This is a genomic window from Duganella sp. P38 (assembly GCF_050859475.1).
GTDB lineage: Bacteria > Pseudomonadota > Gammaproteobacteria > Burkholderiales > Burkholderiaceae_D > Rugamonas.
On the sequence record NZ_CP193936.1, the window covers coordinates 1,658,306 to 1,670,660 of the forward strand.

Annotated in this window: 5 protein-coding genes and 1 pseudogene; 1 reads left to right on the forward strand and 5 read right to left on the reverse strand. The window is 65.6% G+C overall.

What is annotated here, in order from left to right; translation table 11 throughout:
* Positions 1 to 28: 28 nt before the first annotated feature.
* Together ACRQ5J_RS07515 and ACRQ5J_RS07520 are read right to left on the reverse strand one after the other, a co-directional pair.
* A complete protein-coding gene (locus ACRQ5J_RS07515) occupies positions 29 to 2,647 on the reverse strand; it encodes a TonB-dependent receptor (protein WP_432382265.1) in 2,619 nt (872 codons plus the stop codon).
* A 284-nt stretch (positions 2,648 to 2,931) separates the two neighbouring features.
* A complete protein-coding gene (locus ACRQ5J_RS07520; protein WP_432382266.1) occupies positions 2,932 to 5,568 on the reverse strand; it encodes a TonB-dependent receptor in 2,637 nt (878 codons plus the stop codon).
* A gap of 338 nt (positions 5,569 to 5,906) precedes the next feature.
* On the opposite strand from ACRQ5J_RS07520, the pseudogene aroG reads away from it, so the two are divergent.
* Positions 5,907 to 6,985: pseudogene (gene aroG / locus ACRQ5J_RS07525) on the forward strand (3-deoxy-7-phosphoheptulonate synthase AroG).
* A gap of 103 nt (positions 6,986 to 7,088) precedes the next feature.
* Here aroG and ACRQ5J_RS07530 read toward each other — a convergent pair.
* The 3 genes from ACRQ5J_RS07530 to ACRQ5J_RS07540 all read right to left on the reverse strand — a co-directional run bounded on the left by ACRQ5J_RS07530 (position 7,089) and on the right by ACRQ5J_RS07540 (position 12,313).
* The gene (locus tag ACRQ5J_RS07530) at positions 7,089 to 9,755 is read right to left on the reverse strand and encodes a TonB-dependent receptor (RefSeq protein WP_432382267.1); all 2,667 of its coding nucleotides are present in this window, start codon (positions 9,753 to 9,755) and stop codon (positions 7,089 to 7,091) included.
* A gap of 104 nt (positions 9,756 to 9,859) precedes the next feature.
* Entirely contained in the window at positions 9,860 to 9,985 is a 126-nt protein-coding gene (locus ACRQ5J_RS07535) for a hypothetical protein (protein WP_432382268.1), read from the reverse strand.
* A 234-nt stretch (positions 9,986 to 10,219) separates the two neighbouring features.
* Positions 10,220 to 12,313 (reverse strand): TonB-dependent receptor domain-containing protein, encoded by a 2,094-nt coding sequence (locus tag ACRQ5J_RS07540; protein ID WP_432382269.1) that lies wholly within the window; start codon positions 12,311 to 12,313, stop codon positions 10,220 to 10,222.
* Positions 12,314 to 12,355 lie beyond the last annotated feature (42 nt).

The window sequence follows — 12,355 nt, forward strand, 5'->3', positions numbered from 1 at the left end:
GCGGGAGTGACGGGGGCGGTGACGGGGCTTAGAACTTGTAGGTCGCCTTCACGTAGAAGGTACGGCCCAGCGGATCGGTGAAGCGGGGATCGTAACCGCTCTGGAACGTGGTGCCCTGGTTGGTGTACGGCGGCGCCGTGTCAAACAGGTTCTTGATGCCCACGGTCAGGTCGGTGTTCTTGATGCCGGTGTAGCTGGTCGACAGCGAGTAGGTCGAATACGCTTTAACCTTGTTGTAGTACTGCTCATCCACACCGTTCTCATCCTGGTAGCCGCTCAGGTACTTGTTGGCGAAGGTCGCGCCCCATGCACCTTTCTTCCAGCTGATGCTGGCGTTGTGCTTCCAGCGGAACACCGGCGCGTTGTCGCCGTACACGCCCACATTCTCCACGAACTCGCCGCCGGTTTCGTTCTGGTATTTGTAGCTGTGCACCCAGGTGCCGTCGAACTGGAAGACGAAGTCGCCGGCCGCGGTGCGCGGCAGCTTCCAGCGCAGGCTGGTGTCGATGCCCGAGGTCTTCACTTCACCCAGATTGTCCAGCACGGCGTTGACGTATTGCAGCGTCTTGCCGTCGGCCGAGTAGACGAAGTAGTCCTTGTACTTCTCGTAGTTGTCGAAGATGGTCGATTCGGCCACGGTGCCGATCGAATCCTTGATCTTGATGTTGAAGTAGTCGAACGAGACGCTGACCGCGTTGACCGGCTCGAACACCACGCCCAGCGCGAAGGTCTTGGATTTCTCCGGCTTCAGGTTGGCGTTGCCGCCGCTGCGGATGTATTGCTGCTGCGCGCAGGCGACGTTCGGGTTGGCGCCGGCCACCGCCGTGCCGCCAGGGCACAGCACCGGATCGTCATAGGCGTTGCTGGTGAAGGTCGAGGTGGCCGGGCCGTGCAGGTCGTACAGCGTCGGCGCGCGGAAGCCGGTGTTGTACGAGGTGCGGAACAGCACCTGCTTGCTGGCTTCCCAGCGCAGGCCGACTTTCGGATTGAAGCTGCCGCCGACGTCGTTGTAGTGGTCGTAGCGGGCGGCGATCGACAGTTCCAGCGGCTTGGCCAGCGGCACGCTCAGTTCCGAGTACACGGCCGAGATGTTGCGCTGACCAGCCTGGTCCTGCGCGTCGGCATAGCCGGAGCTCGACGCCTGCGACGCCAGCTCGCGGTTGACGCTGTAGGTGGCCTTGTCGTGGCGGAATTCGGTGCCGACCGCGAAGCCGACCGCTCCGGCCGGCAGCTGGAAGATTTCACGGCTGATCTTGCCGTCGACGCCGACGCTGGTCATCTTGGCGTTCAGGTATTCGCCGCGCAACTGCGCCGCGTCGATGTAGGCCGCGCCTTCCGACGATTGCTCGCCGAACGGATTGAGAATGCCGCTCAACACGCCCGCCTTCATCAGCGAGTCGTTGGTGTAGCCGCCGGCGAAGGCGCTGCTGGCCTTGTTGACCGCGTAGGTCAGGCCGACGTTGTAGTCCCAGCCGGCCACCAGGCCTTCCGACGCAAACACCAGGCGGTCCGAGATCGAGGTGTCGTAGCCCTGGCGCTTGCCGGCCGACACGGTGCGCCAGTTGATGGTCAGGTCTTCGCCGCTCAGGCCGGCGACTGCCGGCACGCCGGCGCTGCCGCCCGGATAGTAGGGGCTGGCCGAGGTCATGGTGATGCCGGTCAGCGGCGACGGCGCGATCGCGCTGCTGTTGGTCGAACGGCTGTGCAGGTATTCGATGGTGGCGATGTCGTCCTGGTTCAGCTTGAAGGTGGCCTTGCCGAGGAAGGATTCCTGCTTGGTCTTCGGAATCGCCTGGATGTAGGTGCTGGTGTCGGTGCGGCAGGTGCCGGTGCTGCTCTGGATCAGGCCTTTGCCGACGCAGCCGCTGGCGTAGTACGGGTTGCCGGTGATGCCGTTGTCCGAGTAGAAGTTGGCCGGCTGCGAGGTGCCGCTGCTGCCGTTGACGCCGCGGTCAGGACGCACGCTGGTGCTGGAGAAGTCGCGCTCGGAGGCGTCCAGCGCGGTCTGCTTGTGCAGGTCGATCACGCCGAAGACGTTCCAGCCATCTTTCTCCAGGTCGCCGTAGCCGCCCGAGATGTTGACGCGCGATTCCGCGCCCGAGCCGCTCGCCTGCGGCTGGAAGCGCTCGGCGCTGACGGTGACGCCGCTGACCGAACGCTTGGTGATGAAGTTGATGACGCCGCCGATGGCGTCGGTGCCATAGATGGCCGAGGCGCCGTCGCGCAGCACTTCGACCCGTTCCAGCGCCGACACCGGAATGATGTTCAGGTCGACCGAGGAACCGTTGAACGGGTGGTTGGCCAGGCGGCGGCCGTTCAGCAGCACCAGCGTCTTGTTGCTGCCCAGACCGCGCAGGTCGGCGGTGGCGATGCCGCCGGTGCCGGAGCCGACCGACTGGCTGCTGCCCTGGGCGCTCTGGTTCATCGACAGCGTGTTCATCACTTCGGCGGCGGTGGTCAGGCCTTGCTTTTCAAAGTCGGCCGCCTTGATGCTGGTGATCGGCAGCGCCGTCTCGGTGGCCAGGCGCTTGATGCTGGAACCGGTCACTTCCACGCGCTGGATCGGCGCCTCGTCGGTCTGCGCCACGGCGGCGTGCATGCCAACCGCCAGGCCGCCGGCAAACAGCACGCGCAAGCTGCGCGACATTGCTCTTTCAATCATCATTATTTTTAACTCCTGCATGGGTATGGGGATGGGTGTTTGCTTTTTGAGCAAAGCGATCAGACCATCGGCAGGAGGTGGAAACAATGACGCATGGATAAGTTTGCTGCAATGCCACAGCGCGCAAAGCGTTACTGCTGTTAAGACGGTTTTTTGCTGTGGACGCGCGCACGCGGCCGCAGGGCGCGGCCCGCCGCCGGACCGCGCCGCTTACATTTGGATACAGGCGCTAAGAACTTAACGCCAAGCCGCAAGGTGTAAATTTTTGTTCAGAATTTGTACGTCGCCCGCGCGTACCAGGTGCGGCCCAGCGGATCGGTGTAGCGCGGATCGTAACCCTGCTGGAAGGTGGTGCTCTGGTTGGTGTAGGGCGGGTCCTCGTCCAGCAGGTTGCGCACGCCCAGCGTCAGTTCCAGATTGCGCAAGCCAGTGTAGCTGCCCGACAGCGACCATGTCGAGTAAGCCTTCACCTGGTTGAAGAATGCCGGCTCAACGGCGTTCTGGTCGGTGTAGCCGGACATAGTGCGGTTGCTCAGCGTGGCGCCCCACGGCCCGAGTTGCCATTGCAGGCTGGCGTTGTGGCGCCAGCGGAACACTGGCGAGGCGTCGGCGTAGCGGCCGAGGTTGACGGTGAACGCGCCGCCGCGCTCGTTCTGGTAATCGTAGTTGCGCACCCAGGTGCCGTCGACCTGCAGCGACAGCGTACCGTAGCTGGCGCGCGGCGCACGCCACAGCACGCCGGCGTCGACGCCGCTGGTCTTCACCTCGCCGAGGTTGTTGGTGATCAGCGAGACCGATTCGAGCCGCGTGCCGGCGGCGTTGTAGGTGAACAGGCTTTGGTACCTGGCGTAGTCGTTGAACACGGTCTGCTCGGCCAGCGCGCTGATCTGGTCGCGCAGGCGGATGTTCCAGTAATCGAGCGACAGCGTCAGCGCGCGCATCGGCTCGAACACCACGCCGGCGCTGAAGGTCTTCGAGCGCTCGGGCCGCACGTCCGGGTTGCCGCCCTGGCGGATGTTCTGCTGCTGGTCGCACGACAGGTTGGGATTGGCGCCGGGCGCCGGCACGCCGCCCGGGCACAGCACCGGGTCGTTCCATGGATCGGAGGAGTTGGTCACCGTCTGCGGGCCGTGGATGTCGAACAGGGTCGGCGCGCGGAAGCCGCGGTTCCACGAGGCGCGCAACAGCAGCGGCGTGAGCGGCTGGTAGCGTGCGCTGATCTTTGGCGTGAAGCTGTGGCCGACATCGCTGTAATGGTCGTAGCGGGCGGCGGCGTTTAGTTCCAGGTCCTTGATCAGCGGCGCGTTGAGTTCGGCGAAGACGGCGTAGATGCGGCGCTGGCCGCTCTGGTCCTGGGCGTCGGCAAAGCCGGAGCTGGAGGCCTGCGACGCCAGCGCGCGGTTGATCTTGTACACGGCCTTTTCCTTGCGCGCCTCGACGCCCAGCGCGAAGCCGAGCGCGCCGCCGGCGAGCTGGTACAGTTCGCGGCTGGCGCGGGCGTCGAAGGCGCTGGCGCGCATGCGCGCGTTCAGGTATTCGCCCAGCAGCAGCGAGTCGTTCAGGTAGGCCCGGCCGGCCGCGCTTTGTTCGCCGAACGGATTCAGCAGGCCGCTGCCGACGCCCTCGACGATGCGCTGGTCGACCACGTAGCCGCCGGCAAAGGCGCTGGCGGCCTTGCTGACCGAGTGGCTCAGGCCGCTGCTGTAGTCCCAGCCGTACAGCACGCCCTCGGCGCTCAGCACCGCGCGGTCCGCCGTGCTGGTCGAATAGTCGATGCGGCGTCCCGTCACCAGGGGCCGCCAGCTGATGTCGAGGTCTTCGCCGCTCAGGCCTGCCACCGCCGGCACGCCGGCGCTGCCGCCCGGATAGTAGGGACTGTCGCCGTGCATGATCAGGCCGATGCCGGCCAGCGGCGGCGGCGCCACGCGCGCCTCGTTGGTGCTGCGCGCGTGCAGCGCTTCCAGCGCCAGCGTGTGGTCCTGGCTCAGCTTGTACGACAGCCGGCCCAGATACGATTCCTGCTTGGTGTAGGGGATGTTGTCGACCTCGCGCGTGAAGTCGTAGCGGCAGGTCGGCGAGCCGCCGACGTTGGGCACCGAGGCCGGCGGCTGGCAGCCGCTGGCGAAGCCTGGATTGCCGCTGATGCCGTTGTCGGAAAAGAAGTTGGCGGGGAAGGGCGTGCCGCTGGTCTGGCTGACGCCGCGGCTGGGTATCACCCCGGTGGCCGAGAACGGCCGCGCGGTGGCCGGCAGCGCCTGCTGCCGGTGCAGGTCCATCACACCGAACAGGTTGAAGCGCTCGGTGGCGAGGTCGCCGAAACCGCCGCTGAGGTTGAAGCGCCGCTCGGCGCCGCCTCCGGACGCCTGCGGCTGGTAGGCTTCCACCGTCACCGCGCCGCCGTTGACCTGGCGCCGCGTGATGAAATTGACCACGCCGCCGATGGCGTCGCTGCCGTACACCGCCGAAGCGCCGTCGCGCAGCACCTCCACCCGGTCCAGCGCCGACAGCGGAATCACGTTCAGGTCGACGCTGTCGCCGAGGATCGGATGGGCGGCGATGCGGCGGCCGTTGAGCAGCACCAGCGTGCGCTGGCCGCCCAGCCCGCGCAGGTCGGCCTGCGACTGGCCGCCGGTGCCGGCGCCGATCGATTGCGCGCTCGACACCGAGGTCTGGTTCATCGGAATGCTGTTGAGCACCTGCTGGGCCGTGGTCAGGCCCTGGCGCGCGAAGTCCTCGGCGCGGATCGAGGTCAGCGGCAGCGCGGTTTCGGCGGCCAGCCGGCGGATCGAGCTGCCGGTGATTTCAACGCGCTGCATCGGCGCGTTGTCGTCGGCCTGGGCCAGCGCCCCGGCGGCGTGGGCGGCCAGCAGCGCGGCCGCGATGGGCAAGAGGATGCGTGTGGTCATCGGGTTTCTCCCTTGAAGTGGGCGCGTGCGGTTGCATGCGCAGCAAGCCAGTCTTGCGGCGTTCAAGCGAGGCGCGTCTGATCTGCGTCAGACGTGCGCGATAAATTGCTTGCCAAATGGCGTAAAGTGTTGTTATAGTCTTCCGACACTTACGGACTTTACATGACCCACTTCTTCTTTACCGGCTGGTTTTACTTTAGCTTCCCAACCCCTCAGGCGGTGGAGTAGCGGCCGGTGCACACGTAGAAGCAAACCGAGTCCCACGAATTCCCGAAAAACCGCCTCCTGTCGAGGCGGTTTTTTTACCCTTTATTTTTTCAGCACACTTGGAGAACAGCATGCCCCGTACCGACGATTTGCGCATCCGCGAGATGAAGGAACTGACGCCACCGTCCCACCTGATCCGCGAGTTTGCCTGCACGGAGGCGGCCGAGCAGACTGCCGCCAACGCCCGCGTGGCGCTGCACCGCATCCTGCACGGCCAGGACGACCGCCTGATGGTGGTGATCGGCCCGTGCTCGATCCACGATCCGAAGGCGGCCATGGAGTACGCGCGCCGCCCGGCGCCGCTGCGCAAGGAGCTGGCCGGCGACCTGGAAATCGTCATGCGCGTGTACTTCGAGAAGCCGCGCACCACGGTCGGCTGGAAGGGCCTGATCAACGATCCTTACATGGATAACAGCTTCCGCATCAACGACGGCCTGCGCATGGCGCGCGAGCTGCTGCGCGACATCAACGAACTGGCCTGCCGGCCGGCACCGAGTTCCTCGACGTGATCTCGCCGCAATACATTGCCGACCTGATCTCGTGGGGCGCGATCGGCGCCCGCACCACCGAGTCCCAGGTGCACCGCGAGCTGGCGTCGGGCCTGTCGTGCCCGGTCGGCTTCAAGAACGGCACCGACGGCAATGTGCGCATCGCGGTCGATGCGATCAAGGCGGCGTCGCAGCCGCACCATTTCCTGTCGGTCACCAAGGGCGGCCACTCGGCCATCGTGTCGACCAACGGCAATGAGGATTGCCACATCATTCTGCGCGGCGGCAAGACGCCGAACTACGATGCGGCCAGCGTGGACGAGGCCTGCAAGGCGATCGCCGCGCAGGGGCTGGCGGCGCGTTTGATGATCGACGCGTCACACGCGAACAGCTCGAAGAAGCCGGAGAATCAGGTGCCGGTGTGCGCGGATATCGCCGGCCAGGTGGCGGGCGGCGAGCAGCGCATTGTTGGCGTGATGGTGGAGTCGCACCTGGTGGCCGGCCGCCAGGATCTGGTGCCGGGCAAGGAGCTGACCTATGGCCAGTCGATTACCGATGGCTGCATTGATTGGGACAGCAGCGTGCAGGTGCTGCAAGGTCTGGCCGCCGCCGTGCGCCAGCGCCGCATCGCGACCCAGGCGCGCGAGGCGGCCGCGAAGTAACACCCGTCATTCCCGCGCAGGCGGGAATCCATGGTCCGCTTGCTGCACACGCAGCATGGATTCCCGCCTGCGCGGGAATGACGGTAATACGCGGGAATGACGGTCAGAAGCTGTAGCTGCCGCGCAGGTACAGCGCGCGGCCGACCGGGTCGGTATAGCGCGGATCGTAACCCTTCTGGAACAGCGTGCCCTGGTTGGAGAACGGCGGCTCCTTGTCCAGCAGGTTCTTGACGCCGGCCGTCAGGGTCACGCCCTTGAAGCCGGTATAGCTGCCCGACAGATTCCACAGCTGGTACGACGGCACCTTGTTCAGGTACTGCTCCTCGACATCCAGATTCTGGTCGGTATAGCCGGTCTTGAACGACTGCGCCAGCGTGGCGTTCCAGTCGCCGAGGCGCCAGTTCAGCGCCAGGTTGTGCTTCCAGCGGAACACCGGATTGTTGGCGGCATAACGGCCAACGTTCTGGATGAACGGGCCGTCGCGCTCGTCCTGGTACTCATACTTGTGCACATACGTGCCGTCCAGCGTGACGGTGAAGCTGCCGGCCTGCGTGCCGCCCGAGCGCAAGGTCAGGCTGACGTCGACGCCATCGGTATGCACCTTGCCGAGGTTTTCCTTCAGGTCCAGGATCGCGAACGGCGAACCGTCCGGATTGCGCAGGAAGCGCGCCTTGTACTTCTCGTAGTCGCCAAAGATGGCTTCCTCCGGCAGCGCGTTGATCTTGTCCTTCAGCTTGATGTTCCAGTAGTCGAGCGCCAGCGTGACCTGCTGCACCGGCTCCAGCACCACGCCGACCGAGAAGGTCTTGGACTTTTCCGGGCTCAGGTTCTGGTTGCCGCCTTGCAGCTTGAACTGTTGCAGGTCGCAGTCGCGCAGCGGATTGGCGATCGGGTTCGACGACAGCACGCCGCCCGGGCACAGGATCGGGTCGTTGTACGAGTTGTTGGTGTCGTTCTTCGATTGCGGCGCGTTTTTCTCGAACAGCGTCGGCGCGCGGAAGCCGGTCGAGGCCGAGCCGCGCAGCAGCACCTGTTTGGCCGGCTGGTAGCGCACGGCCAGTTTCGGATTGGTGGTGCTGCCGACGTCGCTGTAATCGTCGTAGCGCGCCGCAAGGTTGACTTCCAGGTCCGGAATCAGCGGCAGGTTGACCTCGCCGAAGACGGCCTTGATGGTGCGCGCGCCATCGGTCGATTGCGAACCCGACAGGCCGGACGACGCGGCCTGGCCGGCGATGTCGCGGTTGACGATGAAGTCCGCCTCTTCCCGGCGCAACTCGCCGCCGATGGCGACCGCCAGCTTGCCGCCGCCGAGGTCCATCAGCTCGCGGCTGGCCTTGGCGTCGATGCCGGTGTTGCGGGTTTTGCCTTTCTGTACCTGGCCGCGCAGCGCGGTGCTTTCCAGGTAGGTCTTGCCGGCCGCGTCCTGCAGGCCGAAGGGATTGAGGATGCCGTTGAACACGCCGGCGGCGAACTTGGCGTCGTTGACGTAGCCGCCGGTGAAGTATTCCGCCGAGCGGCTTTCCGACAGCGTGAAGCCGGCCTTGTAGTCCCACTGCCTGAACAGGCCTTCGGCGGCGATCGACAGGCGGTCGGCCGCGCCCTTGGAATTGATCTCGCGCGGACCGGCCTCGGTCGGGCGCCAGTTGACCGACAGCGGATCGCCCGACAGCCCCGGCATGGCCGGCACGCCGCCGGCATTGCCCGGATAGTATTTGCTGGTGACCGGCAGCAGCAGGCCGGTCTGCGGCGGCGGCGCCGTGTGCGACACCACGTCGTTCTGCGAGTGCAGGTATTCGATGCTGGCCTGGTGGTCGCCGTTGAGCTTGAAGGTGGCCTTGCCGAAGAACGAGGTCTGCTTTTGCTGCGGCAGGTTGTCGATCTGGCGCGTGTAGTCCTGGCGGCAGGTGCCGTTGCTGGCGCGCGGCACCGACAGCGGCGCGTCGCAGCCGGTGGCGAAGTAGGGGTTGCCGGTGGCGCCCGAGGTCGGATCGAAGTAATTGCCGGGGAAGGTGGTGCCCGAGGTCAGGTTCAGGCCGCGCTCGGGGATGATGCCGGTCTTGGAGAATTCGCGCTGCTGCGAGGTCAGGATGTCGATCTTGTGGTAGTCGAACACGCCGAAGACGTTGTAGCCGTCCTGCTCCAGGTTGCCGAAGCCGCTCGACAGGTTGACCCGCTGTTCGTCGCCGCCGTCCTTGCGCGGCAGGATGGCTTCGGCCGTGATGGTGGTGGTCTGCACCGAGCGCTTGGTGATGAAGTTGATGACGCCGCCGATGGCGTCGGTGCCGTAGATGGCCGAGGCGCCGTCGCGCAGCACTTCGACCCGCTCCAGCGCGCTGACCGGAATGATGTTGAGGTCGACGCTGGCGCCGTCATACGGGTGGTTGGCGATGCGCCGGCCGTTCAGCAGCACCAGCGTCTTGTCGCCGCCGAGGCCGCGCAGGTCGGCGCTGGCCTGGCCGCCGGTCGGCAGGCCGGAACTGTTGCCGCCGACCACATTGCCGGAGCTGAAGCTGGAGCTGTTGGAGGGGATGCGGTCGAGCACTTCCTGCGCCGTGGTCAGGCCCTGCTTGACGAAGTCGTCGGCGCGTATCACCGTCAACGGATTGGCGGTTTCCGATACCAGGCGCTTGATCGAGGAACCGGTGATCTCCACGCGCTGCATGGGCGCGTCGGTTTGCGCTTGCGCCAGGGGCGCGATCAGCCCCAGGCCCAGCATGCCGCCGGTGCAGACCTGACGCACCGAACGGGACAACACAGTCTGTTTCATCATTGCTCATCTCCCTAAGCGATTTGAATCCCGATGATTCAGCAGGGCGATGAGGATGTCAATTATGAAAGGTTATATCTTTGTACAAAAACAACGAAACTACTTTATTACAGCATGTACGGGCCGTGCGAGTAGTGCTTGCCCAGGGTTTCAAACGCGCTGCGCAGGATTTGTTTCCAGGTGCGGCGGGTGGCGGCTGGCTTGGCGATCAGGGTGGCGGCGATGGTGGTCATGAGGTTCTCCTGTGTACTGCGGTGAATGTCGATGGGTGCAGATTACAGGAAACGCAGATATAAATATAATTCTATGTTTGGATATGCGCCATACGTAAAATGGATAACTTGGCGATATGAGATATGCTGGCGGTGAATGAGCCGCCCGTCGTCCCGCGCAGGCGGGAACCCATAGACAGCGTGCACGACGCTCAGCATGGGTTCCCGCCTGCGCGGGAACGACGGGGTTGGCGATCAGAAGCGGTACTGCGCGGTCACATAGTAGGTGCGGCCCAGCGGATCGGCGTAGCGGCCGTCGTAGCCGACCTGGTTGCCGCCGCCCGAGTTGCGGATCGAGAACGGCGGATCGCGGTCCAGCAGGTTGCGCACGCCGGCGGTGATGGTCAGGTTTTTCACATAGTTCAGCTTGGCCTGCCAGTCCAGCGTGGTGTACGAGCTGACGTCGCGCTCCATGCCGACCACGCCGCCGATGCTGCCATCGGCGTTGACCACGCGCACCGCCGCGTCGTCTTCCGTCAGCGGCTTGTCGTGGTAGCCGGAACGGTAGTTCAGCGTCAGCGCATTGCTCAGCTTCTCCGAGGTCTTGAGCGTGAAGATCATGCGGCTGACCACGCGGAACACCACGTCGTCGTAGGAGTTGAAGCGGCCGATCGATTTCTCGGTGCCGACGCCCGGCGTGTCCTGCTCAGCCTTGGTCATATACGTGCCGGTCCAGTTGAGGCTGGCCTTGCCGATCGGCGTCGCCGCGCGGAAGGTGGTGTCCCAGTCGATGCCCTGGAAGTGCGAGGCGGCCAGGTTCAGCGGCGAGCGCACGGCCACCAGCACATTGCTCTTCTGGATAGGGTCGGCGTAGACGGCGATCCACTGGTTGGCCAGCGTCGGGTTGCCGAACAGCTGATCTTGCGAGAAGGTGCGGATCTGGTTCTTCAGCTTGACGTCCCACCAGTCGAGGCCGACCGAGAAGGCGGCGGTCGGTTCCAGGCGGAAGCCCAGCGTCGCCTGTTTCGAGGTTTCCGCCTTCAGCGCCTTGTCGCCGGTGGCCGGGTTGCCGCTGTCGAGCAGGCCGTATTCCGACGAGCCCGGACGGCAGTACACCGCGCGCGGGTCCGGCGCCTTGACCGGGCAGGCGAAGGCGTTGGACGAGCCGGCGTTCTTCAGCGGGTCGGCGATGTTGTTCAGCGTCGGCGCCTTGAAGCCGGTGCCGTAGGAGCCGCGCAGCAGCAGCGCCTGGGTCGGCGTGTAGCGCAGCGACAGCTTGTAGGTGGCCTTGGCGACATCCTCGCCCAGCTTGCCGCCCGGCGCGGCGTTGCCGGCCGAGTCGTAGCTGACGTTGTGTTTCTTCACCGCGTCGTAGCTGTCGTAGCGCACGGCGGTGGTCGCTTCGAGTTCCTTGGTGACCGGCATCAGCAACTCGGCAAACGCGCCCCAGTTGTTGCGGCTGGCGTCGAGCGCCTGCGAGCCGGTGCCGCCGCCGATTTCGACGTCGGTCCAGCCCGGATTGCCGGGGCCGGGGCCCATGGCGATCTGCGACGGGTTGTCCTCGTATTTCTGCTTGGTGAAGTCGGCGCCCACGCCCAGCGCGGCGCTGCCGCCCGGCAGCTCGAACACCTCGCGCGAGGCGTGCGCGCTGACGATGTCGAGGCGCGACTTGATCTCGCCCAGGTCCTGGCGCAGCACGGCCGGCGCCAGGACGGCGGCGGCGCCGGTGGCCGAGACGAAGGGGTTGTATTTGCCGGTGCGCACCAGCTCTTCGAACTTGTCGGCGCTCATGTAGCCGGCCAGCGCCTTGTCGGTCTGCTTGTTCTGCGAGTGGGTGAACGAGGCGCCCACGTCCCAGCCGGCGTAATTGCTGTCGACGCCCAGCACGAAGTGGGCGGCGTCGGTGCGGTACTCGTCGGTGCGGCCGCCGGCGTCGGCGCCGCGGTAGTACAGGAAGGCGTCGGTGGCGTCGGCGGCGTTGATGCCCTGGCTGGCCAGCAGCGGCGCCACCGAGCTGTTATAGGCGCCGATGTAGCTGTTGTTGACGGTCTTGACGCCGGTGACCGGGTCGGTGCTGAACACCGTCAGCGGCTGCGCGGCCGCCGCGTAGCGCGCGGTGTTGGTGAACTTCGACAGTACCAGCTCGCTGTAGGCGGTGGTGTCCTTGCCCAGCTTCAGGCTGCCGTTGGCGAACACGCTGTCGCGCTTGAGTTCGGGCAGCAGCTGCACGGTGGCGGCGTAGTCGAAGCGGCAGGCGCCGCCGCGCGAGAAGGTGTTGGCCTGGGTGCAGCCGTTCTTGGTCAGCAGGTCGGTGTTGAGCACGACGTCGTCGCCGGCGGCGGTCAGCACCTCGACGTTGGCCGGGGTCGAGTTGATGCTGGTCTGCCAGGT